This is a genomic window from Streptomyces sp. NPDC020742 (genome assembly GCF_040641675.1).
Lineage (GTDB): Bacteria > Actinomycetota > Actinomycetes > Streptomycetales > Streptomycetaceae > Streptomyces.
This window is the reverse complement of sequence record NZ_JBFAEA010000023.1, coordinates 1-25,076: the sequence shown is the minus strand read 5'-3', so window position 1 is coordinate 25,076 and position 25,076 is coordinate 1. Positions and strand designations below refer to the sequence as shown.

At 73.7% G+C, this 25,076-nt stretch carries 24 protein-coding genes; 12 read left to right on the top strand and 12 right to left on the bottom strand.

Annotation, left to right across the window (positions count from 1 at the left end; translation table 11 throughout):
• The first annotated feature begins 261 nt into the window (after positions 1 to 261).
• The 4 genes from AB0G84_RS28950 to AB0G84_RS28935 all read left to right on the top strand — a co-directional run bounded on the left by AB0G84_RS28950 (position 262) and on the right by AB0G84_RS28935 (position 2,840).
• Positions 262 to 567 (top strand): hypothetical protein, encoded by a 306-nt coding sequence (locus AB0G84_RS28950; RefSeq protein WP_361327015.1) that lies wholly within the window; start codon positions 262 to 264, stop codon positions 565 to 567.
• A gap of 28 nt (positions 568 to 595) precedes the next feature.
• Positions 596 to 1,306, top strand: a complete 711-nt coding sequence (locus AB0G84_RS28945) for a hypothetical protein (protein WP_361327012.1) — start codon at positions 596 to 598, stop codon at positions 1,304 to 1,306.
• A 3-nt stretch (positions 1,307 to 1,309) separates the two neighbouring features.
• A complete protein-coding gene (locus AB0G84_RS28940) occupies positions 1,310 to 1,642 on the top strand; it encodes a hypothetical protein (protein WP_361327009.1) in 333 nt (110 codons plus the stop codon).
• A gap of 238 nt (positions 1,643 to 1,880) precedes the next feature.
• Positions 1,881 to 2,840, top strand: a complete 960-nt coding sequence (locus tag AB0G84_RS28935; RefSeq protein WP_361327006.1) for a LysR substrate-binding domain-containing protein — start codon at positions 1,881 to 1,883, stop codon at positions 2,838 to 2,840.
• Positions 2,841 to 2,901: 61 nt separating this feature from the next.
• Here the strand turns inward: AB0G84_RS28935 and AB0G84_RS28930 are convergent, their stop codons facing one another.
• On the bottom strand, positions 2,902 to 4,290 hold the full coding sequence (locus tag AB0G84_RS28930; RefSeq protein WP_361327003.1) for an aminotransferase class V-fold PLP-dependent enzyme: 1,389 nt from the start codon (positions 4,288 to 4,290) through the stop codon (positions 2,902 to 2,904).
• Between the two features lie 113 nt (positions 4,291 to 4,403).
• On the bottom strand, positions 4,404 to 4,706 hold the full coding sequence (locus AB0G84_RS28925; protein WP_361327001.1) for a MoaD/ThiS family protein: 303 nt from the start codon (positions 4,704 to 4,706) through the stop codon (positions 4,404 to 4,406).
• A gap of 387 nt (positions 4,707 to 5,093) precedes the next feature.
• On the opposite strand from AB0G84_RS28925, the gene AB0G84_RS28920 reads away from it, so the two are divergent.
• The gene (locus AB0G84_RS28920; protein ID WP_361326998.1) at positions 5,094 to 5,729 is read left to right on the top strand and encodes a TetR family transcriptional regulator; all 636 of its coding nucleotides are present in this window, start codon (positions 5,094 to 5,096) and stop codon (positions 5,727 to 5,729) included.
• Between the two features lie 190 nt (positions 5,730 to 5,919).
• Here AB0G84_RS28920 and AB0G84_RS28915 read toward each other — a convergent pair whose 3' ends face one another.
• The 5 genes from AB0G84_RS28915 to AB0G84_RS28895 all read right to left on the bottom strand — a co-directional run bounded on the left by AB0G84_RS28915 (position 5,920) and on the right by AB0G84_RS28895 (position 10,862).
• Positions 5,920 to 6,642: a DUF305 domain-containing protein gene (locus AB0G84_RS28915; protein ID WP_361326995.1), complete on the bottom strand. Its 723-nt coding sequence runs from the start codon at positions 6,640 to 6,642 to the stop codon at positions 5,920 to 5,922.
• 155 nt (positions 6,643 to 6,797) lie between these two features.
• Positions 6,798 to 7,301 (bottom strand): DUF6153 family protein, encoded by a 504-nt coding sequence (locus AB0G84_RS28910; RefSeq protein WP_361326992.1) that lies wholly within the window; start codon positions 7,299 to 7,301, stop codon positions 6,798 to 6,800.
• A gap of 418 nt (positions 7,302 to 7,719) precedes the next feature.
• Entirely contained in the window at positions 7,720 to 7,956 is a 237-nt protein-coding gene (locus AB0G84_RS28905) for a DUF1918 domain-containing protein (RefSeq protein ID WP_361326989.1), read from the bottom strand.
• Positions 7,957 to 8,227: 271 nt separating this feature from the next.
• Complete coding sequence (gene ftsH / locus AB0G84_RS28900; RefSeq protein ID WP_361326986.1) at positions 8,228 to 10,183, bottom strand: ATP-dependent zinc metalloprotease FtsH; 1,956 nt, start codon at positions 10,181 to 10,183, stop codon at positions 8,228 to 8,230.
• Between the two features lie 208 nt (positions 10,184 to 10,391).
• Entirely contained in the window at positions 10,392 to 10,862 is a 471-nt protein-coding gene (locus tag AB0G84_RS28895) for an Hsp20/alpha crystallin family protein (protein WP_361326983.1), read from the bottom strand.
• 407 nt (positions 10,863 to 11,269) lie between these two features.
• Between AB0G84_RS28895 and AB0G84_RS28890 the strand changes: the two genes are divergently transcribed.
• On the top strand, positions 11,270 to 12,352 hold the full coding sequence (locus tag AB0G84_RS28890) for a hypothetical protein (RefSeq protein ID WP_361326980.1): 1,083 nt from the start codon (positions 11,270 to 11,272) through the stop codon (positions 12,350 to 12,352).
• Between the two features lie 520 nt (positions 12,353 to 12,872).
• Positions 12,873 to 14,396: a serine/threonine-protein kinase gene (locus tag AB0G84_RS28885; protein WP_361326977.1), complete on the top strand. Its 1,524-nt coding sequence runs from the start codon at positions 12,873 to 12,875 to the stop codon at positions 14,394 to 14,396.
• A gap of 87 nt (positions 14,397 to 14,483) precedes the next feature.
• Here AB0G84_RS28885 and AB0G84_RS28880 read toward each other — a convergent pair whose 3' ends face one another.
• Together AB0G84_RS28880 and AB0G84_RS28875 are read right to left on the bottom strand one after the other, a co-directional pair.
• A complete protein-coding gene (locus AB0G84_RS28880; protein ID WP_361326974.1) occupies positions 14,484 to 15,212 on the bottom strand; it encodes a response regulator transcription factor in 729 nt (242 codons plus the stop codon).
• Positions 15,209 to 16,420, bottom strand: a complete 1,212-nt coding sequence (locus tag AB0G84_RS28875; RefSeq protein WP_361326971.1) for a sensor histidine kinase — start codon at positions 16,418 to 16,420, stop codon at positions 15,209 to 15,211. Before AB0G84_RS28875 ends, AB0G84_RS28880 begins: the two co-directional genes overlap by 4 nt.
• Positions 16,421 to 16,592: 172 nt before the next feature.
• Between AB0G84_RS28875 and AB0G84_RS28870 the strand changes: the two genes are divergently transcribed.
• The 3 genes from AB0G84_RS28870 to AB0G84_RS28860 all read left to right on the top strand — a co-directional run bounded on the left by AB0G84_RS28870 (position 16,593) and on the right by AB0G84_RS28860 (position 20,248).
• Positions 16,593 to 18,128 (top strand): nitrilase-related carbon-nitrogen hydrolase, encoded by a 1,536-nt coding sequence (locus AB0G84_RS28870; protein ID WP_361326968.1) that lies wholly within the window; start codon positions 16,593 to 16,595, stop codon positions 18,126 to 18,128.
• A gap of 114 nt (positions 18,129 to 18,242) precedes the next feature.
• Complete coding sequence (locus AB0G84_RS28865) at positions 18,243 to 18,953, top strand: hypothetical protein (protein WP_361326966.1); 711 nt, start codon at positions 18,243 to 18,245, stop codon at positions 18,951 to 18,953.
• The gene (locus AB0G84_RS28860) at positions 18,950 to 20,248 is read left to right on the top strand and encodes a HAMP domain-containing sensor histidine kinase (RefSeq protein WP_361326963.1); all 1,299 of its coding nucleotides are present in this window, start codon (positions 18,950 to 18,952) and stop codon (positions 20,246 to 20,248) included. The genes AB0G84_RS28865 and AB0G84_RS28860 overlap by 4 nt, the downstream gene beginning before the upstream one ends.
• 60 nt (positions 20,249 to 20,308) lie before the next feature.
• On the opposite strand, the gene AB0G84_RS28855 is transcribed toward AB0G84_RS28860, so the two are convergent.
• The 3 genes from AB0G84_RS28855 to AB0G84_RS28845 form a co-directional block, all read right to left on the bottom strand.
• Positions 20,309 to 21,781, bottom strand: coding sequence for a protein kinase (locus AB0G84_RS28855; RefSeq protein WP_361326960.1), 1,473 nt, complete (start codon positions 21,779 to 21,781; stop codon positions 20,309 to 20,311).
• Positions 21,782 to 22,001: 220 nt separating this feature from the next.
• Positions 22,002 to 22,742 carry a PP2C family serine/threonine-protein phosphatase gene (locus tag AB0G84_RS28850; protein WP_361326957.1) on the bottom strand — a complete coding sequence of 247 codons (741 nt, stop codon included), beginning with the start codon at positions 22,740 to 22,742 and terminating at the stop codon, positions 22,002 to 22,004.
• Between the two features lie 15 nt (positions 22,743 to 22,757).
• A complete protein-coding gene (locus AB0G84_RS28845; protein WP_361327232.1) occupies positions 22,758 to 23,906 on the bottom strand; it encodes a site-2 protease family protein in 1,149 nt (382 codons plus the stop codon).
• A 118-nt stretch (positions 23,907 to 24,024) separates the two neighbouring features.
• Between AB0G84_RS28845 and AB0G84_RS28840 the strand changes: the two genes are divergently transcribed.
• Complete coding sequence (locus AB0G84_RS28840; protein ID WP_361326954.1) at positions 24,025 to 24,312, top strand: hypothetical protein; 288 nt, start codon at positions 24,025 to 24,027, stop codon at positions 24,310 to 24,312.
• Between the two features lie 231 nt (positions 24,313 to 24,543).
• Positions 24,544 to 24,957 (top strand): hypothetical protein, encoded by a 414-nt coding sequence (locus AB0G84_RS28835; protein WP_361326950.1) that lies wholly within the window; start codon positions 24,544 to 24,546, stop codon positions 24,955 to 24,957.
• Positions 24,958 to 25,076: the final 119 nt, after the last annotated feature.

The window sequence follows — 25,076 nt, the reverse complement described above, 5'->3', positions numbered from 1 at the left end:
CCCGGCGGTCCCGAACCGACGCCGGATTCTTTCCCTTCCGGTAATTAATCCTTCCCGTTCCGGTCTTTTACTGCCTCCGGGAGACGGCTCTAGAGTCGCGGTAACGGGAAAACGGCCGATTATGCGCGGTGCTGCGATAAATCGGCCCGCAACTGGTCTTTCTCTTCCGACCTACGGCGCGATTATCGTCGATTCGTCGAGTCGGCTCGGTGCTTTCCATAGGGACGGACACCCGGCCGCATGGAATACCTGGGAGCATTCGTGACGACCACGTCGGAAGAGCAGCAGATCACTCAGCACCGGGCAGCACCGGCCCGCCCGACTCCGCCCGGGCGCCCCCCGCGCTGGAAGCAGACCATTCTCACCTTCGTCGGCATCTACCCGATGCTGACGGTCTTCCAGCTGATCTGGGGAAAGGACCTGGCCGCCCTCGCCCTTCCGCTCCGCGTACTGATCATCGTCGCGGTCATCGCACCGCTCGCCACGTACGTCGTCTTCCCGGCACTGACCAAGCTGGCCGGACCGCTGATGAGGCCGGCGGCGCCGCGATCGAGGCCCACCAGCTGAATCGACATCGAAACGGGGGAACCACCGCATGTCACCACTCCTGCCCGAAAAAGATCAGGGCGGGGGTGCCCTCCTCGCCTTGGAGGGCACCCATACGCGCACGGTGCTCATGGACATACGGTCTCTGGACACCTTCCTGGAGTTGAGCACCGAGGAATACCTGAGCTGCACTCCAGAGGATCCGCCAGGCTTTTTCGCCGTTCTCGTCGGCTCCCTCTTCGGCGACATCGCCCATATCAGCCGGCTGGAGTTCGCCCGTAACGTCAGGGCGTCCGACGTCATCGCCGAGGCGGAATTCGCGGCCAATATCGTGCCCTGCTTCGGCGCCGCGTACAACAACAAGCGCCGTGGTTACTGGTGCGACGCGCGTGACCTCCTGCGCATCGACCGCGAGGCCCAGCGCGACGGCCTGGACATCATCGGCTCCATCCATCTGCACCCCGACTGGCACCGGATCGGCCCGGAACACGAGCGCGGCATGCGGATCAGTGAGCAGACGACGCCGATGGACCGCCATATGTTCGCCAACACCCGCTGGCCGATCAACATGATCTGCTACCTGGAGGGCCGGGACGGGGTCGTGCTGCCGACCCTGGCCGCCTGGGCGCCGCCGCACGACGTGCCCGGCGAGGGCGCACCGGGCGCCTGTGCACCGCTCGCACTGCGGGTGCGCGACAGCGTGGGCGAACTCCTGGAAGGGGACGCGCTGCGGCTCCCCCCGATCGAAAGGGTGAGGTGAACGATGCACATCGTCATCGCCTGGTGGGATCTGGCCGAGTCGTCCCAGACCATCGATTCGCTGCGGACCTACCTCCGCGACGAGTCCGTCGCCGCCTTCACTGAGGTACCGGGGCTGCGCCTGAAGACCTGGATCTCCGACCGGGCCGCGAACCGCTGGGGTGCGGTGCTCCTGTGGGAGTCGCGGGAGGCCGCGGCCCAGCCGCTGCCCGGCCGCGCGGCGGAGCTGATCGGCTATCCACCCGTCGTCCACGGCGCGTTCGACGTGGAGGCGACGGTCGAGGGCCGTTACACCCAGGAGGCGCTCGCCGGGCTAGGGCTCGCCTTCGCGCCGTGACCACCGCGGGGACCACCGCTTCGGACCTTCCGTCTGATCTGCTCAACACCCTTGTATTCCTCCAAAGTTGAACCATCGGGTGATTTTTGGGGGGTGGTTTACAGTGAGGGCGTCGCTTGAGCTGTACGGGGGGTCCGGTCTGGTGGCACACAACTTCCACCTGGGGAACTGGGGCCGTTGAAGGTCGGCCGCCCGTCGATGGGCGGCCGACCTTTCCTTCCTCATCCGTGGTGGACACATGAATATCGAATTGCGTCACTTCCGTTACGCCATAGCCGTCGCCGAAGAGCTCAGCTTCACCCGTGCCGCCCAACGCCTCCATGTCGCCCAGTCGGCGCTGTCGGCACGGATCAAGGAGATGGAGGCGGAGCTCGGTGTCGCGCTCTTCCACCGGACCACGCGCCGGGTGGAGCTGACCGAGGCCGGCAAGAGGTTCGTGGCCGAGGCCGAACACGCCCTGCACCACCACCAAGAGGCGTTGCGCCAGGCCCGCGAGGCGGCCAGCAGCCTGAGAGCCCGGCTCAAGGTGGGCTTCCAAGGAGTGGCGGCGCTGGAGTTGACACCGTTGATCCTCGAGGCGTTCGAGGGCCGATGTCCGGGCGTGGAAGTCGAGATGTGCCGCTACGACTGGGACGATCCCTCGGCGGGCGTCAACGGCCAGGAGGTCGACGCGGCGTTCGTCCGGCCGCCGTTCCAGGCCCGCGACCTGAAGATGGAGCCGCTGTTCGAGGAGCCCCGGGTCGCGGTGCTGCCGCATCGCCACCGCTTCGCGACCCGCCCGCACGTCCACATCACCGAACTGCTCGGCGAGCCCTTCGTCCTGCGCCGCAGCCCCGACCGGGTCTGGACGGACTACTGGATGTGCGCCGAGTACCGCCGGCGGCTGGACATGCCGCGGCTGGTCGAGGTCTCCAGTGCGGACGACGAGTTGCAGGCGGTCGCAGCCGGCCGGGCGATCAGCATCACACCGGCCGCGGCCGCACGCTTCTACCCGCGCTCCGGCATCGTCTACGTGCCGGTGGAGGGCGTGAGCCCCAGTACCGTCGCACTCGCCTGGTCGCGCAGTGCCACCAATCCGGCGGTGGCGGCCTTCGCCAAGGCGGTGCAGCAGGTCTGCCGTACCCAGCCGCACCTCCTGAGCATGATCACCGATCCGATGGGCACCCTCACCCGGAGCCTCCGGGGCCGCGTGGGCTGACCCGGGCCGGCCTCGACGGCCCGGGGTCGGCCGCGGTGGGGCGGCCGACCTCGCCCCCTGCTCAGCCGCCGCAGGCCGCCCCGACGGGGGCGAGCGGGGCCTCGGCCCGCCGTTCGGCGGCACGCAGTTGCACCCGCGCACCATGGCTCAGCGCCGGCATCGGCCGGGGATCGGGGTCCGGTACGAACCGTGCCCCGTCCCTCCGGTAGGACCACGCCGGACCGCGCTCGACGAGACGGGCCAACGCCCAGGCGAAATCACTGATGTCCTGCTCGGTGATCCCGGCACCGATGCTGGCCCGGAGCGCGGCACCGTCGGCATGGCCCTCCCCCAGCAGGTGCTTGACCAGCGGGTGCGCGCAGAAACGCCCGGTGCGGACGGCGATGCCGTGTTCCGCGGAGAGCGCCGCCGACAGCAGGCCGGACGCCACGCCCCGCACGCTGAACGTCACGGTGCCGACCTTGGGATGCCGTGCGTCCCACATGCGGTGGACGGTGAGGCCGGGGATGCGGGCGAGCTCCCGCTCCAGCAGGGCGGCGAGCCGCTGCTCCTGTACGACGAGGCCGGAGCGGAGCGGAGCGTGCAGCAGCTCGCACGCCGTGGCCAGTGCGTAGTTGCCGAGGAAGTTGGGCGACCCGGCCTCGTGCCGCTGGGGGGACGGTGCCCAGTCCACCGCCGGCAGGTCGACCTGCCGGGTGGCGCCGCCGCCCGCGAGGTAGGGCGGCGCGGCGTCCAGCCAGTCGGGGCGGCCGACCAGGGCGCCGGCGCCGTAGGGGGCGTAGAGCTTGTGCCCGGAGAAGGCGACGTAGTCGACGTCCCAGCCGGCCATGTCGAGTGGCCGGTGCGGCGCGAGCTGTGCGGCGTCCACCGCGGTCCGTGCGCCGAACCGGCGTGCCACACCGGCGAGTTCGGCGACCGGCCAGACCTCACCGGTGACGTTGGAGGCCCCCGCGAGGGTCACCAGGCGGGCGCCGCCGCCCCGGCCGGCAGCCCGCGCCGCCGAGGCCAGCGCGGCGTCCAGGAGCTCAAGGGCGTGCGCCGGGCTGTCGGGCACCGGCAGGCGGTGCACGGTGCGCCGGTCCCACGGCAGGAGATTGGCGTGGTGCTCGGTGGCGAACCCGAACACCTCGCCGTCCTCCGGCAGCGCATGGGCCAGCAGGTTGAGCGAGTCGGTGGTGTTGCGGGTGAAGATCACCGTGTCGTCGGGCCGGGCACCGGTGAAGGCGCGCACCGACTCCCGGCAGGCTTCCTGCAGTTCGGTGCACACGGCGGAGGGGAATCCGTCCCCCCGGTGCACACTGCCGTACCAGGGCAGTATTTCGTCCACCGCATCACGTACCTGCAGGGCGCACGGCGCGGTCGCGGCGTAGTCGAGATCGAGCCGGCGGACCTCTCCGCCGGTCACCAGGGGCACCCATTGCCGGTCCCCCACCAGTGCCATCTTCCTCATCGGTTCATCCCCCGTCGTGCTTCCCCCGTCGTGCTGCCCGGGTCGCGCATCCCCGGTCGCGCTTCCCCCGTCGCGCTGCCCGGGGCGTGCTTCCCCGTCGTCCCGCGTTCCGTTCACCGACGCGGCAGCAGGGCGGTCTCCTGGCCCCCGGCCACCGCCGGGATGACCGACATGATCGCCCCGGGCGTGACGGCGGTACGGACCCCATCGGCGAAGCGGATGTCGTCGTCCCCCACGTAGACGTTCATGAACCGGCGGATCTCGCCGTCCTCCTCGGTGACCCGCTCGCGGATACCCGGGAACCGGCCCTCCAGCGACTCCAGCACCTCCGCGACCGTGGCGCCGGATGCGGTCACCTCGGCGGCGCCGGCGGTGTGGCTGCGCAGGATGGTCGGTATACGCACGGTTACGGACATGGTTATCCGTTCTCCCCTCGATGCAGTGTGCTGTCGACCGTACGACGGGTGGGCAAAGCAGGGGAAAGTCCAATACGGGCATGATTTATCGCCCGGGCCGCCACAATTCTCCGGAGCGCGGGCGGCGCCTTCGGCACTGGGCGAAGAACCGCGGGGGAACGGTGCGAGGCCCACCGCGCACCTCTGCGTGGTCAGCCGGTGGCCGGGGCGGACCAGGCAACGAGTTCGACCACGACGCCGTTGGGGTCGGTCGTCTGGAAGAGGCGTTCGCCCCAGGGCTCTTCACGGGGCACCCTCAAAGAACCCGAAAGATACGTCGGGCGTAAAAGTATGTCGGTCCTACATTGCGCGTCAAGGAAATTTTTACGTCGGTGGTAACTTTTCGTCATGGGTACGAGGACGACCGGCCTCCGTGAGGCCAAGAAGCAGGAGACCAGGCAGCTGATCTCCGACCACGCGACCAGGCTCTTCATGGCCCAGGGCTTCGAGGCCACGACGATCTCGGAGATCGCCGGCGCGGCCCGGGTGGCGAAGAAGACGGTGACCAACTACTTCGCGCGCAAGGAGGACCTGGCCCTCGACCACCAGGAGGAGTTCGTTGCGGCGCTCGCCGGCACGGTGTCCGGGCGCGCGCCGGGTGAGTCCGCGCTGTCCGCACTGCGCCGGGCGTTCACGGAGGATGTGGCGCGGCGCAGCCCGGTGGCCGGCTTCGCCGGACCCGACTTCAGCCGCATGGTCGCCGACAGCCCGACGCTCACCGCCCGGCTGCGCGATCTGCACGATCTACGGCAGGAGGCCCTGACCCGGGCGCTCCGGGAGGCCACCGGAGCGGACGCCGAGGACATCACCCCGGCCGCCGCGGCGGCCCAGCTCGGCTCCGCGTACCGGCTGCTCTTCGAGCGCATCCAGGCGCTCACTCTGGCCGGCCACGGCAACGACGCCATCGCCGGACGGGTCGCCGACGAGGCCACCCGGGTCTTTGACCTGATGGAGCCGTCCCTTGCGGACTACGCCGTGGCCTGACCACCCCCGGCGACGGGTTTCATCGGTCGGGATATGGGGTGCACGGGGTGCCAGGCGGGGCGTCGAAGGCGGCGTCGAAGGGAGCGGAGGGCGCCGGCCGGGGAACGGAGGGCGCGCCGGCCGAGGGGAGCGGGCGCCCCAGGGGTTGGGGTGCCCGCCCCGTCGTACGGTGTGGCGCCGCGGCGGTGGGTCAGTGGGTTCCGGCCAGCTTCCGCATCGTGGCGATCTCCGCCTTCTGGGCGGTGCTGATGTCACCGGCGAGCTTCTTGGCCGGGCCGTAGGCACCCCGCTTCTGCTCGGCCGCGGCCATCGTCACCGCGCCCTCGTGATGCTTGATCATCAAGGTCAGGAACTGGGTGTCGAAGGCCTTGCCGGAGGCGTTCTTCAGCCGGGTCATCTCCTGGTCGTCCATCATGCCGGGCATCGCCGCACCACTGCCGTGATGCATGCCCTCCATGCCCGGCATGCCCTCCGTGCCGTGGTCCTGGGGGACCGTTTCGCCCCAGGACTTCAACCAGCCGGACATGGTGTTGATCTCCGGGTCCTGGGCCTTCTTGATCGCGGCGGCGAGGGACCTGACCTCACCGGACCCGGCGCGGGTGGCGGCCAGTTCGGCCATCGCCACGGCCTGGCGGTGGTGCGGGATCATCTGCTGGGCGAAGGAGACGTCGGCCGCGTTGTGCTTGCCCGCGGTGGCACCCGCCGTTGCGGAGGCGCCGTGGCCGGGGGAGGCGTGGTCCGCGCTGCCGCTGCCGCCACAGGCGGTGAGCGTGAGCGCCGCAGCGGTCAGGGCAGCGGCCAGAACGGCCCGTCGGGGGAAGGCCGTTCGGGCGGGACGGGCGGACGGGAAGGCACGGGCGGCACGGGTACGGATGCGGGTGCGGGTACGCGTACGGGTACGGGATGCGTGCATGACGCAGTGCTCCTGGGATCGTTGGATCAGGGAATGACGGCATACGTGGCCGCGACGCGGACCGTCCGTACCTGCTGGGCTGCGCCGGGTCGGGCAGGAAGGCAGGGGACGGACGTGCCGGGCAGGCAGGGGTGCTGCGCCGCGGGGGCGTCTTCCTATATCCGCAGGATCTGGAGCTGGGCGAGGGTGGGCGGGGCACGGGCACCGGCCGCCTCGGGTGCCGCCCGGCCCGTGGGCCGCGCCACGGTGTCGGCCTGGCCGGTCAGGGAAGCGGCCAATACGGGGGAGGCGGGGCTACCGGGAATCGCACCGGAGGCGCAGGTCGGATCGGCGTGACTGCCGTGACCGCCGCCAGGGCTGTCTCCGTGACCGTCGCCGAGGCGACCCCCGTGCCCCTTGCTGGGGGCCGCGGCGTGGCCTGTGGTGTGGCCCTTGGTGTGGCTCTTGGCCTCGCCCCGGGCGGCCGGGATTCCATGGCACCCTTCGGGACCCGCCGTACCGAGCTGGTGGGCGCTGTGCGTCGTGGGGTGGGCGGACGGCAGGGGGCTGGCGTTGCCCACGCCGTGCATGCCCAACAGACCGGCCAGCACGGTGAGTACGAGCAGCACCTTCGGCCGCAGCCTCGGCTGCGGGGGCGAGGTGTGCCGGCGGATGCTCACGGGTCACATGGTAGGCGTGTCAACGGCCGGGCCCGCGGGCAGCATGCGGGCCGCCGGAGCGAGTCGGCACGGAGCAGTCGGCACGGAGCGGGGCGGCGCGCAGCACGACGGGGCCGAGCGAGGCGGGGCGGCGCGCAGCAGGTCGGCGCCGAGCCGGGCGGGGCGGCGCGGGTGGATCGCCGTACGGCCAGGGGGAGTCCGGTGGGCCGTCAGCCGAAGAGGCTGCGGACGCGGATGGTCCGGACGGGGCGCTTGGGCTCCTTTTTGTGGGGCGGTAGCCGTCCGCCGGGGCGGCCGTTGGGGTGCACGGGTTGTCCGGACGGGCCGGGGGCACGGGATGCCGCAGCCGGTCCGGGCGTGCCGGGTTCGGTGGACGGGCCCTGGTGCCGGGCCGCCGCCGTACGCCGTCCCATCGGCTCTACACCGTGTGTTCGCGGTGTGCGCGGTGGGTGCGTTCGGCCGGGTGCGCCGCCGCATCGGTGTCGAGCACGCAGCCGGGGCCGGGGAAGATCTCCGTCTCATGGCCGTCGTCGTAGCGCACCCGGTACGGGGGTTCCCCGTGCGGCCCGAGCACTTCCAGCACGACGGCCCGGTGCTCCGGCGTTCCGACCACCCGTCCGGTGAACCGCAGGACGTCGCCCGCCTTTACCTGCATCGCCGCTCACCCTTCCCTGCCACGTCGGTGTTCCCTCGCACACGCCTTTCGGCCTCTGCTTCCAGTGTGCGGGCACCCGCCGGGACCGCATGACGATCTTGCGGGTCCCGCCGGGCGGTCCCGCGGGGGGGCCGGGGCCCACCGGGTGCCTCGTGCCCGGCGACCGCCCGGGTGCCCACCGCGCGCCCGGTACCCACCGGCCGCCCCGTGTCCGACGTACGCCCGGAGCCCACCGGCCGCCCGGTGCCCGACGTACGCCCGGAGCCCCCGGTTACGGCGCCGGCGCGGTGGGAGGACCGTCCGCCGCCGGGCCCTCCCCCGCGGCCGACCCGGGGTGCTCCCGCAGGACGTCCAGGACGACGGAGCCCCCGACGGTCTCGCGGGTGGTCAGCAGCTCGGCGAGCCTCTCCAGGGCCGTCCGGTGGTCGCGCAGCAGGCCGAGCGCGCGCTGCTCGGCCTGCCGGACCAGGCGGGCGACCTCCTCGTCGATCAGCCGCTGGGTCTGCTCCGAGTAGGGCCGGTGCAGGGTGTCGCCCGGGGGCTCCTCGCCGAGGTGACGCGGGGCGCCCGATGCGTAACCGACCGGGCCGAGGGCGGGCGACAACCCGAAGTCGCGGACCATCCGGCCGGCGATCTGGGTGGCGCCGGCCAGATCGTCGGCGGCACCGGTTGAGCCCTCGCCCAGGGCGACGAGTTCGGCGGCCCGGCCGCCCAGGCGGACGGTCAGCAGATCGGTCAGATAGCCCTCGCTGTAGAGGTGGCGCTCGGCCTCGGGGAGCTGCTCGGTGGCGCCCAGGGCGGGGCCGGAGGGCAGGATCGTCACCTTGGCCACTGGGTCGGCGTGCTCGCACAGGGCGGCGACCAGCGCGTGGCCGGACTCGTGGACGGCGACCGCGTGCCGCTCCTCGGGGAGCAGCGCGTTGGAGGTCTCCCGCCGCCCGAGCAGCACCCGGTCCCGGGCGTCGTCCAGGTCGCGGGCGGTGATCACCGAGCCGCCGGAGCGCACCGCGTGGATGGCGGCCTCGTTGACGAGGTTGGCGAGGTCCGCGCCGGAGAAGCCCGGGGTGGCCCGTGCGATGACGCCCCATTCGACGTCGGACGACAGCTTCTTGCCGCGGGCGTGGACGTTCAGGATCGCTGCGCGCTCGGTCTGGTTGGGCAGCGGTACGGTCACATGCCGGTCGAAGCGGCCGGGCCGCAGCAGCGCCGTGTCGAGCGCCTCGGGACGGTTGGTCGCGGCGAGCACGACGATGCCGCTGCTCTGGTCGAAGCCGTCCATCTCGGCGAGGAGTTGGTTGAGGGTCTGCTCGCGCTCGTCGTTGCCGCCCAGCCGCACCCCGCCGCGGCGGCTGCCGACGGCGTCGATCTCGTCGATGAAGATGATCGAGGGAGCGCGCTTGCGGGCCTCGGCGAACAGGTCACGCACCCGGGAGGCGCCGACCCCGACGAACATCTCCACGAACCCCGATCCGGTCACCGACAAGAACGGCACCTCGGCCTCACCGGCAACCGCCCGGGCGAGCAGGGTCTTGCCGGTGCCCGGCGGGCCGACCATCAGCACCCCGCGCGGGCCCTTGGCACCGACCACCGCGTACCGCTCGGGGTGCCGCAGGAAGTCCACGACCTCGCTGATCTCCTGTTTGACGCCCTCGTACCCGGCGACATCAGGGAAGCGGGTGGTCGGGCGCTCGGCCTCGATGATCTTGGCCCGGGAGCGGCCGATCCCGGTGAGCCCGCCGGAGAGCGTGCGCGCCGCCTGCCGTCCGGTCCACAGGAACAGCGCACCGAGCAGCACCAAGGGCAGCAGCACCGCCAGCAGCGTCACCGGCCAGCTGCCGCCCCCGCCGCCGGACGCGGTGATGTCCACCTTCTGGGCGCGCAGCTCCTGTTCGAGGCCGCCGTTGTCCAGTGCGGTCGGGATGCGGGTGGTGAACTTCCGGCCGTCCTTGAGGGTGCCGCTGACGTTCCCCTTGTCGTTGATGTCGACCGTCCTGACCTGGCCGGTGTCCACCTTGCCGAGGAAGTGACTGTAGGAGAAGGCGGTTCCGGGCGGGGTCTGGGACCTGCCGAGGATGATCACGAACATGATCAGCAGGGCGAGCGGCAGCAGCCAGGGCCGCCACCCGGGGCGGGGCGGTGTGGTGGAGGGCTTGGGCGGCTCGCGCGGGGGCCCCGGCTTCGCCGAGCGGGTGGCGTGCCGCGCCGGCAGGCGGACTGCGGTGATCACTGACGGCTCCCTTGGCGCGGGGCGGCCCGTCGGGCGCCGGTGCCCTCCCCCGGCGGCGGCGCCCGTGCCCGAGCCGGGCGAGGGGCTGGGCGGCCGGTGAGCGGGCCGGGTGGCCGGTGAGCGGCCCGTACGGCCGGTACGCGCCCCGTACGGCGGTGAGCGGCTCCGGCCGGTGAGCGGCCCGGCCGTCGAGCGGCCGCCCGACGGGTCAGCCCTGGATCTCGATGTGGCGCGGCTTGGCCGTCTGCGCCTTCGGAATGGTCACGGTGAGCACTCCGTCGGAGAGCTGCGCGGTGACCTCGTCGGCCTTGACGTCCATGGGCAGCAGGGCCCGGTAGACGAAGCGCCCGGTGGGGCGGCCGCGGCGGCGCAGCACGCCTTCCCGCTCGCGCTCCTTCAGGTCTCCGGAGATGCTCAGCTCGTGCTCGCCGACCTCGACATCGATGTCCTCGCGGCGCAGGCCGGGCAGTTCGCACTCGACCCGGTACGCCTCGTCGGTCTCGTGCAGGTCCGCCAGCGGGGCCCAGGTCGTCGCCTCGGTCAGGGACGGCGGGATCGAGGCGGACTCCAGGAACCGGTTCATCCGGTCGAAGAGGTCCTCGAAGTCGGCCGCCATCGGCTCGGGCCAGCGGAGTCCGCGCTCCGCGGGATTCCCGTGCCGGCGTATGGGCAGGGTCATCACACGTCACCTCCCGGACAGGTAGCAGAACGCTTCTGCTCCTTCCATGCTGGCCACCGTCGGCGCCCCCGGCGACTCGACGGCGCGGGGCCCTGACGCGCACCCACCGTGGCCGGAGCCGTACCCCCCGTATCCGCCCTGTGCTGGCGCGGACGGGACACCGAGGCCGGTGCACCGCCGCACGGAGCGGGCGGGCCGTCCCGAAGCCCGGCGGAGCATCCCGGCATTCGTGGCGACATGTCGGGAGCGCACGGGGCCGGGGTCGGGGAATCTGCACGGAAGCCTCACATGCTCTGCTCGATGCCTTCGGTCCGTGCCGTTAACGTTGCTGGCCGCTCGTTCGCTCGTGCGAATGTGAACAGGTCTCCGGCGCCCCTGGGGGCGCGGTCAGCAGAGAAAGATCGCAGATGGACTACTGCTCTTCGTGCCACCGGAACCTCAACGGGGCCCTGGTCTGCCCGGGATGTGGCGATTACGCCCCGGATATCACCCCCTTCGGCCGCCACCGGCGCGGCGCCACGTCCGCGGCCTCGGCCACTGCCACGACCGACACCGCGGCTGGCACCCCGACCGGCGCCACGGCTGGCACCACGGCCGGGACCGCGGCCGATGCCCTTGCCGGGTGGGACCCCTGGTCCACGGCGGGGACCTTCGCCACCGGTGCCCCGTACGACACGGACGCCCCCGACTTCGACGCACCGGCGGCCCCCGTCGGCGCCGCGGGAGCTGCGGGAGCCGCGGGAGCCGCGGGAGCCGCGGCGGAGCGTGCCGCCGATCCCGCCGAGGGCCCCGACGCCGACGCCACCGTGGTCGCCGCCGCCGGCTCCCGGGACGGCTCGGCCACCGGGCAGGGCCGGGCGGCCCGCCGCCGGCAACTGGCGCGGTGGAAGAAGCACCGGCGTCGGGCCGCAGCGGCCACGGCCTTCGCGCTGGCCGGCGGCGCCCTGACGGTGTCGCTGCTGCCGTCCAAGCCGTCCACCGGCCAGACCCATGCGGCCGCGGCGCCCGACCCCGAACTCTCCGGCACACCGCGGACCCCGTACTCCGGGGCGGCCTCGGACCGCCCGGACTCCCGGGCCTCCCGGCACCTCGACTCCCGCCCGTCGGAGGCCGGCCGGCAGCACGAGCGCGCCGTCACCGCCCCGGCGGCCGCGGCCGGCCGGACGCCGCAGTCCGCCGCCCCGGCCCACCCCTCCACGGCGCCGGCGGCGGCCCCGCACACCGCGTCCGCACCGGCCGCCACGGCGCACCACGACACCGCCCCCGCCGCGGCGCCGCGTTCGAGCGGCTCCACCTCCACCGGCGGGTCCCGCTCGCAGGCCCCCTCCTCGGGTTCCGGCTCCTCGGGCTCCTCCGGGTCGTCGGGGTCGTCGGGGTCCTCCGGTGACACGTCGGCGCCCGCCACGCAGCCGGCACAGACGCCGCCGGCGGCCGGACAGCCGTCGGACCCGAATCAGGTGTGCCTGCTGGGACTTGTCTGCGTCCCGTGACACCCGCGGCACCTGTGACACCGGCTGCACCAGTGACACCAGCTACACGTGTGACACCGGCTGCACCTGTGAAACCAGCTGCACCTGCGATGTCCCTGGCCCCTGCGGCACCAGCCGTTCAGTACGGCGAGCCCTCGCCCGGCAGCCGGTAACCGCCCTCGGCCACCGGCCCGTCGGCGGCCGGCGCGCCATGCCTCGTGACAGCGTCCCCCGCCGTCCCCCGGACGAGAGGTCCAGGCCGTACGCGGGAAGTCCGGTACCCCCACGGGACGTTGCTCCACTCCGACCCTGGCGGCCGGGCGCGCCCCGCACCTCCGCCGAACCGGACGGACCGCCTCCGCCGCCCGGGCGAGGCCCCGTACGGTCCCGCACGGCGCCGGCCGACCACGGCGGGGCCCGGCCTTCCCCCGCCCGGCGGGCCATGCGGAACCGGTAAATCCGGTGTGCCGGCCCTTCATGGGCAGGAGCTAAGGTGCTCCCGCAATCTGTTGGCGCGGCGCGCCGAGAAGGAGGTCCGGCGGTGTCCGAACCGGGGCGGCTCATAGCCCAGCGGTACCGGCTGGTCGAGCGGCTGGGAAAGGGCGGTATGGGCACCGTCTGGCGGGCCGAGGACGAGGTCCTCGGGCGCCATGTCGCCGTGAAGAAGCTCCATGTGCCGCCGCACCTCCAGGACGACGAGGTACGCACCCTCCACGAGCGGACCCGGCGCGAGGCGCGCAGTGCGGCCCGGATCACCCACCCCCATGTGATCGTGGTGCACGACGTGGTCGACGACGAGGGCCTGCCGTGCATCGTCATGGAGTACGTCCCCTCGCTGACCCTGAGCGACCTCCTCAAGCGGCAGGGTGCGCTGCCGCCGCAGGAGGCGGCCCGGATCGGCGGCGCGATGGCCGCGGCGCTGCGCGCCGCGCACGACGCCGGGGTGCTGCACCGCGACGTCAAGCCCGCCAACGTCCTCCTGGGGCACGACGGCCGGATCGTCCTCACCGACTTCGGGATCGCCGTGGAGCCCGGGACGCCGTCGCTGACCCGGACCGGAGAGCTGGTCGGCTCGATCCAGTACCTCGCACCGGAGCGCCTGCGCAGCTCGATGGGCGAGCCCGGTCCGGCCAGCGACCTGTGGTCCCTGGGAGCAACGCTGTACCAGGCGGTCGAGGGGCGCCCGCCGTTCCGCCGGGACACCGCGATCGAGACGGCGTACGCCATCGCCGCCGAGGACCACCCCCCGCCGCGCGACGCCGGCGCCCTGGGCCCGGTGATCGAGGGGCTGCTGGTCAAGGACCCCACGCAGCGCATGGACGCCCCCGAGGTCGGCCGTCTCCTGGAGCGGGCGGCCGGTGCGGGTGGCGCCCCCACCGAGGAACTCACCCGACAGGAACGGGTGCCGGACACCGTGCGCGAGGCGCGCCCGGACCGGCCCGGGCGCCGCAGGGCCCGCTGGCTGGTGCCGGTGGCGGCGGTGGCCGCCGCCGGCGCCGCCGCGACGGGCGCCGTGCTGCTGTGGCTCACCGGCGACGGCGCCACGGCGGACGCCCGGCCTTCGACGACCCGCTCCGCCGGGAACCGGCCGTCCGCCAGCCCGTCCCCACCGCCACCGCTGCCCGCCGGCTATCACCTGGAGAAGGAGGGGCAGGGCTTCGCACTCCCCGTGCAGGACGGCTGGACCCGCCGGGATCCGCCCGGCAGCGAGGTCGCGTACGTCGACCCGAGCAAGCTGGTGGGCCTGCGGATCGACGTCGTGGAGTTCGCCGCGTCCGATCCGCTCCGGCACTGGCGGGAGACCGAGGAAGCCCAGACCCGCCGGGACAACCCGGGGTACGAGCGGGTGCGGATGAGCCGCACCACGTTCCGCGGACGGCCCGCGGGCTACTGGGAGTTCACCTTCAACGGCCGGGAGCGCCGGTACCGGGCGGTGGAGCTGGCCTTCTCCGGGCAGGACGGCACCCAGTACGTGGTCTACCTCTCCGCGCCGGACGCGCAGTGGAACCAGTACCGGCCGGCCTTCGACACCGCGGTGAAGGGGATCCGCCTCAGCGGCCGGTAGGGCTGTGGACCGGCGGCCCTGAGCGGCCCCACCCCGGTGCCACCACCGCCAACTCTTCGGCACCTACGGCCCGTTGCCCCGCAGAGGTCACCCTGAGAGGTCCCCTCCGTGAAGCCCCTGACTCGCCCCGTCCGCGAGCAGCCCCTCCTCGTGGGCCAGGAGCGCGGCCTGGACGCGGTTGTCCAGGCCGAGGCGGGTCAGGAGGCGGTGGACCCGGCTCTTCACCGTGACCTGGGTCAGGCCGAGCTCATCGGCGATCTGCCGGTTGGAGAGCCCCCGCCCGACCAGGACCAGGACCTGCAGTTCCCGGGTGGTGAGGACGTCCAGGAGCGGGCTGCGGCCGGCCGGCGCCGGCGGCGTGCCGGGGACCAGTGCGGCGGGCAGCGCGGTGAAGGTGCCGATCAGCCGGTGGGTGACGCTGGGGGCGAGCATGGCCCCGCCGGCGGCCACCACCCGGATGGCATGGGCGAGTTGGTCCGGCGGGCTGTTCTTCAGCAGGAAGCCGCAGGCGCCGGCCCGCAGCGCGGAGTGCACATACTCGTCCAGGTCGAAGGTGGTCAGGACCAGGATCCGCGGCGGGGGCCCGGGATGCGGCCAGCCGCTGAGGATGCGCCGGGTGGCCTCGACACCGGTCATGCCCGGCATCCGGACGTCCATCAGCACCACGTCGGGCCGGAGCTCACGGGCCAGGGCCACCGCCCGTTCACCGTCGCCCGCTGCGCCCACCACCCGGAAGTCCGCCCGGCGCTCGACGACCGCCCGCAGCGCGTCCCGGACCATCTCCTGGTCGTCGACGAGCAGCACCTCGATGGTCACAGTGGCCCCCTTCCCGGCACCGGGACGAGCGGAAGGGTCGCACGGACCTGCCAACCGCCGTGCGGATGCGGGCCGGTGTGCACGGTGCCGTCGAAGGCCGCAACGCGTTCGCGGATGCCGAGCAGCCCGCGGCCCGAGCCGGGCACCGGGCGGTGCCCGGCGGCCGGCGGCCCGTTCACCGCCTCGATGGTCAGCGCCGCCGCGTCCCGGCGCAGGGTGATCACCACGTCGGTGGGGCCGGCGTGCTTGCGCACATTGGTCAGGGCCTCCTGGACGATGCGGTAGGCCGACACCCGGACCGCGGGCGGCAGACCGCCGACCGCGTCGTCCACGGTGGTGGTCACCCGGCAGCCGGCTGCGGTCGCCGCGTCGACCAGCGGGCCGAGGTCCGCCGGTGACGGCTCCGGCGCGAGGTCCTCGCGACCGGCCGCCAGCAGGCCGAGGATGCGGTGCATCTCGACCAGCGCGGTGTCGGCGGTCTCGGCGATCCGCGCCACCCCCTGCCGACCCTCCGGAGGGCCGTCGCCGAGCGCCTCCCCGGTCGACCGCGCGGTCAGGGCGATGGCGCTGACGTGGTGGGCGACCACATCGTGCAGATCGCGGGCGATCCTGGCGCGTTCGGCGATGACGGCCTGTCGCGCATTGGTCTCCTGTTCGGCGCGCAGCCGGGCGTTGAGCTCGCTCAGCCGGCCCGCCTGGAGCCCGATCCGGCGCCGTCCGTACCCCAGCAGCCAGGCGACGCCGTAGAACGCGACGAAGGTGGTGGCGGTGACCGGCTCCAGCGAACCGGGATGGGGCGGCCCGGAGCGTCCGCACAGCAGGTCCGTCGCCACCGCCACGAGGAGCGACAGCGCCGCGCCCGGCAGGCTCACCGCCCAAGGCGTGCAGCGGGCCACCGCGAACACCGCGAGGCTCAGCAGGTAGGGGCCGGGGAACTTGCCCGGCACCGGGTCGAGCACCTCGAACAGGACGAAGACGGCGGTCATCGCGCCCAGGACCGCGCACGGACGGCTGCGCCGCCAGCACAGCGGAACGGTCTGCAGCCCCCAGAGCAGCGCACCGGCCGGGCCCGGTGCCGGATCCCTGAGCAGCAGCGTCACCACGTCGAAGGCGGTCAGTCCGACGCCGAGGGCCAGGTCGGCGGCCCACGGGCGGCCGGCCAGGCGGCGGCGGGCGCCGCGCAGGGCGGCCATCGGGTGTGTGTTCATCTCCGGCCGAAAGGCTAGCGACCCCCGGGCGGGGCGTACTCCTCCCCGAGGACGCATCCATGGGTGCGCGGGCCCCCGGCGGATCGGCCCCCGGGACGACGGACCGGGGGCGGGCGCGCTCCTAGCGTCGGACCCCAACGGACACCCCACACCGAAGGGTTCGATGCACACCATGGCCAACGACCGTTCCCCGGCGCCTGGTTGGCGGCGCTTCGCACTGCTGGCGCTGGGTACCGCCGGGCACTTCTTCGCGGTCGGCGGCCGCTGGGACATCGCCGCCGCGGCCTGGATCTTCCCGGTCCTCCTGCTGCGCTTCACCCGCCTCACCCGCCCGTGGTCGGGCGCCCTGTGGATCTGGGCGACCCAGACCGCGGCGGCGGTGTGCTGGCTCTTCGAGTCGGCGATGGGGTTCAGCCCCGTCACCCTGGGCGGGGCGGTGGCCCTGGCCGCCCTGCTGACCCTGCCGTTCCTGCTGGACCGGCTGCTGGTGGGGCGGCTGCGCCCGTGGGCGGCGATGCTCCTCTTCCCCTCCGCGGTGGCCGGGGCGGAGTTCCTGATCACCCTGCTGTCCCCGTTCGGCACCGCCTACGGCGCCCTGGCGGCCACCCAGTACGGCGCTCTGCCGCTGCTCCAGATCGTCTCGGTCACCGGCTGCTACGGGATCGGGTTCCTGATCGGCTGGTGCGCCGGCGCGGCCAACCGGCTCTGGGAGACCGGCTCGTGGCGGGCGGCGCGGGCCGGCGTCACCACCTGTGCCGCGGCGCTGCTGGCGGTCGTGCTCGGCGGCGGGGCCCGGCTGGCCCTCTTCCCGCCCGACGCACCGACCGTGCGGATCGCCGGGGTCACCGCCGACGCGGCGACGATCCGCGCCCAGAAGGCGGCGCTCGCCCGGATACCCGGCGGGCGCCGGGCGAGCGCCGCCTCCCCCGCCGCGCTCCGCCCGGCCCTGACCGCGGTACGGGACAGCCTGCTGGCCGCCACCGCGCGGGAGGCGAAGGCCGGGGCGAAGATCGTGGTCTGGCCCGAGGAGGCCGTCAAGACGCTCGCGGCGGACGAGCGCGCCACCCTCGCCGCGGCCCGGCACCAGGCCCGCCGTTCGGGCATCTACCTGGAAATCGGCGTCGAGGTCTACGACACCACCGGTCCCGGCCGCGACGAGGCGCTCCTGATCGACCCCTCCGGCACCGTGCGGTGGACCTACCAGAAGGCCCACCCCATCCCCGGCTCGGAGCCCTTCGTCCCCGGTGACGGCAAGGTCCCCGTCGTCGGCACGCCGTACGGCCGGCTGGCGAACGTCATCTGCTACGACGCCGACTTCCCCGCCCTGATGCGGGTGCCCGCCGACATCCTGCTCGTCCCCTCGCACGACTGGCAGGAGTACGGGCGCGCCCACACCCAGAAGGCCGCGCTGCGGGCCATCGAGGGCGGCTATGCGGTGGTGCGCCAGGACTCCGAGGGGCTGTCGGCCGCCTTCGACGCGCAGGGCCGCCCGCTGGCGTCCGCCGACTACTTCACCAGCGGCCGGCAGACGATGGTGGCCGCGGTGCCGGTCCGCGGCACCACCACCGTCTACGACCGGATCGGCGACGCCTTCGCCTGGCTGTGCCTGGCCGCCGTCGGCGCGTGCGCCGTCGCCGGAGCGGCTCCCCGGGCGCGGCGAAGGGCCGGGCGCCGACCGGCCCCCGCCCCGCACGACGGACCGGCGTAAAGGCACTGTTCGCCTCCTTATGGCCGGTCGTAACGCAACCGCCGGATTGCTGTAATACGGGGCAGGAAGCATCATCATCCGCATACCCTGCCGGCTGCGCCCCTGGAAGTACCCGTGCCCCACCCCCGCCCCCTGCCCGTCCCCGGCCCGGTCCGGGCCGCCTCGCTGGTCCTCGCGGTGGCGGGGGCGGCACTGGCGCTGGCGGGGTGTACGGGCACCGGGCGGCCCGAGAACGCCGGTCCCACCAAGGTCGCCTCGTCCCCGGCCCGGCTGTGGCCCGACCGGCCGCCCGCCCCGCAGCCCCCGACGGACAAGAGCGGCCAGGACGGGCCCTCGCCGGTCCCGGGGCTGCACCGGGAGGGGTCCGGGAACATCCGGAAACTCGACGTGCTCTCCGTCGTCCGGGCGCAGAACACCGCGGACCGTCGCGCAGACGAGCCGGCCTTCTCCCGGGCCACCGAGCGGAAGATCGACGCCTGCACCACCGCGGGGGTGCACTGCCCGGTGCGGGCCCCCGAGTACCAGGACCTGACGCACGACGGGAAGCCGGAGCTGATCGTCGGTATCGAGGGAACCGGCCACACCCTGGCCATATGGGCCTACACGCTGCGCGACGGGGTGGTGAACCGGATCCTGGACACCGCCGGCACCCCGCTGTCGGTGGAGGTGGCGGACGGCGAAGTGCTCATGCGGGAGCCCACCGGCTCGCCCGGGTACGAGATGCGCACGGTCTACGCCTGGGACGCGAGACGGCGGACGATGGAGATCCGGGCGGTGGAGTTCGACCACGCGGTCTCCTCGCCGTCGCCGGAGCGCACGCGGTGAGCGCCGCCCGGCCGCGGGCCGCGCTGCGGCTGCCCGCCTGGACGGCGACCCTCTACTGGAAGTTCGCCGTCTTCATCACCGTCATGTGCTGCACCCTCGCCGCGCTGCTCGGCGTCCTGGTGCACGTGCTGGTCGGCCGGCAGACCGAGAGCCAGGCGCGCGGCGCGGTGCTGGACCACCTGGACAACGCGGTGGCCACCTACGTCGCCGGTGAACCGCTGGGCCGCGACACCGCGGTGGACCCGCCGGACCTGCCCCGCGCCCTGCGGGAGATGGCCCGGCACAAGGAGCGCGGCACCCAGCTCGCCGACCACCACGGCCGGCCGACGATGTGGGCGGTGGCGCCGGTCGACGGCGGCCGGGCGCTGGCCGTACGCCTCGACTACAGCGACCGGGCCGCCGCCACCCGGGGCCTTGACCGGGCCATCATCGGCTCCTCGGCCGCCGCGATCGGCGTGACCCTGCTCGTCGGGCTGGTCGGGGTCTCCCGCATCACCCGCCGGCTGCACCACACCGCCCGGGTGGCGCGCCGGATCAGCACCGGCGACCTCGACGCCCGGGTGAGCGACCCCCGTGCGCGGCAACCCGGGCACGCCCAGGACGAGGCCGCGGCGGTGGCGGCGGCGCTCGATGCGATGGCCGCCACCCTGCAGGCCAAGCTGCACAGCGAGCAGCGCTTCACCGCCGATGTCTCCCACGAGCTGCGCACCCCGCTCACCGGGCTGCACGCCGCGGCCGAGCTGTTGCCGCCCGGCCGCCCGACCGAGATGGTGCAGGAGCGGGTCGCGACCATGCGCCGGCTGACCGAGGACCTGCTGGAGATCTCCCGGCTCGATGCCCAGGTCGAACGGGCCGAGCTCGACCTCCACCCGCTGGGGCCGCTGGCCGAGCGCGCGGTGCGGGCCACCGGCACCGTCACCGAGGTCCGCATCGTCCGCGACGCCCGGGTGGAGACCGACCAGCGCCGGCTGGAGCGGGTCCTGGGCAACCTCGTCGCCAACGCCCACAAGCACGGCCGGGCGCCGGTGGTGCTGACCGTCGACGGGCCGTTGATCACCGTCCGGGACCACGGCGACGGATTCCCCGGCTACCTCCTCGACCAGGGCCCGCAGCGCTTCAAGACCGATCCGGGCAAGGGCCGCAAGACCGGGCACGGCCTGGGGCTGACCATCGCCATGGGGCAGGCCCGGGTCCTCGGCGCAGCCCTGCGGTTCTCCAACGCCCCCGAGGGCGGGGCGGTCGCCGCCCTCCGCCTCACCGGAGCGGACGACGCCGGGTCCGGGACCGGGGAGTAGGCGGTTTTCCGGGGGCGAACGGGCGGCCGGGCGGGGCGCCGGCCGTCCCCTGCCCGGCGGTCAGTCCGTCCCGGCCGCCGTGCCCGGTACCGGCATCCGTGCCCTGGCCTGCGACAGCCGGGTGCGGGCCTTGAGGACCTGGGCGCCGATGGCGAGCGTGACGCCCAGCAGCAGGACGTAGAAGACGCCGATCTTGCGCAGGTCGTCGAGGAAGAACCAGACCGCCCCGAGCCCGGTGCACCAGAACGCCACCAGCGCGAAGCCGCCGGAGCGGGTGTCCCGGTAGCCGGCGACGAAGCAGAGCGCGGAGACCACCGCCAGGAGCAGGGCGATCACGACGTAGTGGGTGTCCCAGCCGACGTAGCCGCGGGCCATCTCGGACCAGACGGCCACCCCCTCGGCGACCGGGCCCCACACCACCGCACAGGCCAGCCGCGCCGACCACAGCAGCAGTACCGCCCCGACCACCCCGGCCAGCAGCGCCACCCGGGAGAACTGACCGACCTCGATCACCTCGCTGCGGGAGATCACCAGGCACAGCAGACAGCCCAGCAGCGCGATCGCGCCCTCGGCCGTGGGGCGGAACACCACCCCGGCCGGCCGCCGGCGGGCGCGCTGCACGGCCGGCGGCGGCTGCGGGGCCAGGGGCTGCTGCGGGGCCGCGGCCCGGGGGTCGAGGGCGGTGGGCGTCGGGGCCGGCGCGGGCCGGGCCGCCTCCGCGAGCGCCGCGCGCATCGCGCCCGCATCGGCGAACCGCTCCGCCCGGTCCTTGCTCAGTGCCCGCCGGATCACCTCGTCCACCGCGGGCGGCAGTTCCGGGCGCAGCCGCGAGGGCGGCACCGGTTCCGCGGACAGGTGCTGGTGCATCACCGAGAACGGGGAGTCCCCGGTGTACGGGGGACGCCCGGTCAGCAGCTCGTAGAGCAGACAGCCCACCGCGTACAGGTCCGTGCGGTGGTCGGTCTCGGCGCCGTTGATCTGCTCCGGGGCCAGGTAGGCGGGCGTGCCGACCGCGACCCCGGTGCCGGTCAGCCGGGTGGCGACCTCGCTGAGCGCCTTGGCGATGCCGAAGTCGACCACCTTGACCGTGCCGGCGCCGGTGAGCATCACATTGGCGGGCTTGATGTCCCGGTGCACGATGGCGTGCCGGTGGCTGTGGTCCAGCGCGTCCAGCACCTGCCCCACGACGTCGGCCGCCCGGTCGACCGACAGCCGGCCCTCCCGCAGCACCTGGCTGAGCGGCCGGCCCTCGACGTACTCCATCACCAGGTAGGGCTCGGCGGCCCCGCCGCCGGCGTCCTCGCCGACGTCGTGCACGGTGGCCACGCCGGGGTGGTTGAGCGCGGCGGCGGCATGCGCCTCACGCTGGAACCGGGCGAGGAACTCGGGCTGCAGCGCCAGTTCGGCGGAGAGCGTCTTCACCGCGACGGTCCGGCGTAGCCGGCGGTCGACGGCCCGGTGGACCGTCCCCATCCCACCGTGCCCGAGCTGCTGCACCAGCTCGTAGCGGCCCCCCAATATTCTGCTCTCCACCGGTTCCTCCACGGACCGCCGACACCAACACGCCGGAAGACGTCGTGCGGCCCACCAGGGTTCCCCTGCCCCACCGGTCCTGGGCACCCCACCAGCCCCGGAGTCCCCCACAGTTGCCGGACGCCCCCGCCGTCCCGGCCGCCTCTGCCGCCGCTGTCGCCCCAGACGCCCCAGACGCCCCCGCAGCCCCGGACGCGCCTCAGTCCCGATGCCGGCCGACTCAGTCCCCGATGCCGACCAACGCCAGTGTGATGTTGTCCGGGCCGCCGGCTTCGATGGCACAGCGCCAGAGCTCGAAGGCGGCCCGGCCGGTGTCATGGGCCCGCAGCAGCGTGTCCAGGGCGTCCTCGGGCACCGGGTCGGTCAGGCCGTCGGTGCAGATCAGATAGCGGTCGCCGGGGGTGAGCGGTGCGCTGGAGACGTGCGGGGTGATGGCGCTGAACTCCGGGGCGCCGCCGAGCGCCTGAGTGACCAGGGAGGTGGTGCGGCGGCCCGGCTCCAGCGGCGGGCTGTCGTCGACACTGACCTGCCGCAGGTCGTCCCCGGTGACGTTCAGCACCCGGCTGTCGCCGACGTTGAAGACCAGCAGCGACTCGGCGAGGACGACGGCGCCGGCGACCGTGGTGCCCATCGTCTGCAGGTCGGGGTCGTGCCCGGCGGCCGCGTACACCGCGCGGTTGCACAGCGCGAGGGCCTCCCGGACGGCCTGCTCGCTGTCCAGGGACGGCCCGACCGCGGCCAGCTGCCGTACGGTCAGCGCGCTGGCCACCTCGCCGGCCGGCTGGCCGCCGATGCCGTCGGCGACCGCCACGACGAGCGGGGTGCCGAGCGGGAAGACCAGCGTCTGCGGGTTCTCGGTCACCGTCCCGCACAGCGTCCACGGACCGGCCACCAGGCTGTCCTCGTTGTGGTCGCGCAGCAGACCGGGATGGCTCAGGGCGCTCACGGTGATGTACGGCATGGGGGTCCGCCTCTCTCAGTCGTCGGTCCTGGCATCGGTTCCGCTCGAACTCAGGCTGCGCCGCCGCATCAGCCGGGAGACGTCCGTACCGGTGACGATCCCCACCAGCCGGCCCGCGTCCACGACGAGGAGACGGGGGCCCGAGCGCAGGGTGAGCCGGTCGAGGGCGTCGCTCAGCAACTCGTCGGGCGCGGCGACGGCGCACTGGGACAGCGGGGTCGCCGCCTCCCGCACCCGCAGCGTCTCCCGGCTCGGCCCCGGTACCGACGCCAGCCGGCTGAGCTGGACCAGACCGCTGGGGCGGCCCTCGAAGTCGAGCAGCGGGAGGGCGGAGTGGTGGGCGGGCAGCGCCACCTCGTCGATGAAGCGCCGGACGGTGAGCCAGTCGGCTCCGGTGATCACCGGGCTGGTCATCGCGTCGGCGACCCGGACGCCCCGCAGTGAGGTGCGCAGCGAGGCCCGGCGCCGCTCCGCCCCGGCGACGACCATGATGAAGAGGCCGACGAAGACGATCCACAACCCGCCCGGAGACCCGCGCAGCACCGAGATCCAGCCGACGGCGACCAGCAGGACGCCCATGACCTGGCCGCTGCGGGAGGCCACCAGCTCGGCCCGCTCACGGTCCCCGGTACGCCACCACCACAGCGCCAGCACCACCCGGCCGCCGTCGAGCGGAGCGGCGGGCAGCAGGTTGAAGACCCCGAGGAAGAGGTTGGCCCACCCCAGCCACACCAGGACCACGGCCGGGATCTCCGCCCAGCCGGCCAGCCGTGCCAGCCCAAGGCCGGCACCCAGCACGGCGCCGCCCAGGAACAGGCTGGTCAGCGGGCCGCTGACGGCCACAGCGAAGGCCGCCCCCGCGCTCTGCGGCCGGCCCATCCGGGTGATCCCGCCCAGCGCCCACAGCGTGACGTCCTCGACCGGGATCTGCTTCCTGCGGGCGGTCGCCGCATGGGCGGCCTCGTGCAGCAGCAGGCTGCCGGTCAGCAGTGCGGCCCCCACCACCCCGGCCAGGGCGTAGACGGCGGACGAGCGCCCCGGGGTCCAGACGGGCAGCGCCTGCCGGCCGAGCCCGAATGCGAACAGGCCGACCAGCAGGGGCACGCTCCAGTGCATCCGCAGCGGCACCCCGACAACCTGTCCCACACGGAATGATCCGTTCATCGTCGTCGCCATCCACCCCAATTGTCGCTCGCGGAATCTACGCTGGAGGTAGTGAGGGACCGCTGGAGTACGGGGGACGGCTGGAGTACGGGGGATCGCTGGAGTACGGAGGCGCGCCATGGGACACAGCCACCACTTCCACCTGGATCAGGGCGGCCATTCGATCACCGTGAACGTCGGCCCCGGGCGGGACGGCGAGATCGAGCTCCTGGTCAACGGCAAGGTCGTCGCGTACCGCAAGGAGCACGAGCCGGGGATGAACGTCCTGACCGGCGAGCTGCCCGACCAGCCCGCGCACCCGTTCCGCGTGCTGCTGCGCCAGCCACGCCTGGTGCCCTCCGTGCCGCGCTGCACGCTGGAGCTGGACGGTGTGGAGCAGCCGATGCCGGAGCGGCTGGTGCTGTGACGACCGGGGCCGCGCTCCTGCCCCGCGGGGGCGCCGGCCACCACCCGGAGGTGCTCTCCGGTCCGCCTGCGCAGCCGTGGCACCAACGGCCCGGGGGCTCACGGGTTGTTGGGCCACCCGGCTGATTCTGGCCGCCCGGCGTTTTACTCCCTGCGGGTTGAACGACGTCGCGGATGGCCAACGGCAGCACGATACGTCTGGCATCGGAACGATGAACAGGCGAGGAGCATCGTGAGAAGAATTGCGCAGGCAGGAAGTGTGATCGGAGCGTGCGGGCTGGTGCTGCTCAGTACCGGGGTCGCGCAGGCGGTGACCGTTCCGGGCGAGTCCCTGCTGTCGGCCGCCGTGGGCGCGGACGTCGGCGACATCACCGGCATGGTCTCCGGTGTGGTCTGCAACAACCGCCTGGCGGACTTCAATTACAAGTCCCCGGTCTTCAAGTCGCCGCACCCGTGCATCAACGGTCCGGTACGCAGCGGCAACAGCCTGAACAGCGGCAACTTCATCAACCACGGCAACCCGAACAACAGCGGCAACCTCTCCAGCACCAACGGCTCCACCAACAGCGCCAATTCCGCTTCCGGCTCGTCGGTGGGCAGCAGCAACAACATCCAGGGGATCTTCCGGGGCCTGGGCCTCTACTGAGCCGCCCCACCGCCGCGGGCCCCGCCCCCCCCCCCCCCCGCCCCCCCCCCCCCCCCCCCCCCCCCCCCCCCCCCCCCCCGCGGGGGGGCCGGCGGGGGGGGGGCCCCGCCCGGCGGGGC

Bases quoted from the DNA above. Each gene is read 5' to 3' on its own strand.
- AB0G84_RS28870 (WP_361326968.1), top strand. From the start codon at position 16,593: ATGGCCAACGACCGTTCCCCGGCGCCTGGTTGGCGGCGCTTCGCACTG.
- AB0G84_RS28925 (WP_361327001.1), bottom strand. From the start codon at position 4,706: ATGTCCGTAACCGTGCGTATACCGACCATCCTGCGCAGCCACACCGCC.
- AB0G84_RS28875 (WP_361326971.1), bottom strand. From the start codon at position 16,420: ATGAACACACACCCGATGGCCGCCCTGCGCGGCGCCCGCCGCCGCCTG.
- AB0G84_RS28930 (WP_361327003.1), bottom strand. From the start codon at position 4,290: ATGAGGAAGATGGCACTGGTGGGGGACCGGCAATGGGTGCCCCTGGTG.
- AB0G84_RS28850 (WP_361326957.1), bottom strand. From the start codon at position 22,742: ATGCCGTACATCACCGTGAGCGCCCTGAGCCATCCCGGTCTGCTGCGC.
- AB0G84_RS28920 (WP_361326998.1), top strand. From the start codon at position 5,094: ATGGGTACGAGGACGACCGGCCTCCGTGAGGCCAAGAAGCAGGAGACC.
- AB0G84_RS28905 (WP_361326989.1), bottom strand. From the start codon at position 7,956: ATGCAGGTAAAGGCGGGCGACGTCCTGCGGTTCACCGGACGGGTGGTC.
- AB0G84_RS28845 (WP_361327232.1), bottom strand. From the start codon at position 23,906: ATGAACGGATCATTCCGTGTGGGACAGGTTGTCGGGGTGCCGCTGCGG.
- AB0G84_RS28895 (WP_361326983.1), bottom strand. From the start codon at position 10,862: ATGACCCTGCCCATACGCCGGCACGGGAATCCCGCGGAGCGCGGACTC.
- AB0G84_RS28840 (WP_361326954.1), top strand. From the start codon at position 24,025: ATGGGACACAGCCACCACTTCCACCTGGATCAGGGCGGCCATTCGATC.
- AB0G84_RS28940 (WP_361327009.1), top strand. From the start codon at position 1,310: ATGCACATCGTCATCGCCTGGTGGGATCTGGCCGAGTCGTCCCAGACC.
- AB0G84_RS28890 (WP_361326980.1), top strand. From the start codon at position 11,270: ATGGACTACTGCTCTTCGTGCCACCGGAACCTCAACGGGGCCCTGGTC.
- AB0G84_RS28945 (WP_361327012.1), top strand. From the start codon at position 596: ATGTCACCACTCCTGCCCGAAAAAGATCAGGGCGGGGGTGCCCTCCTC.
- AB0G84_RS28935 (WP_361327006.1), top strand. From the start codon at position 1,881: ATGAATATCGAATTGCGTCACTTCCGTTACGCCATAGCCGTCGCCGAA.
- AB0G84_RS28915 (WP_361326995.1), bottom strand. From the start codon at position 6,642: ATGCACGCATCCCGTACCCGTACGCGTACCCGCACCCGCATCCGTACC.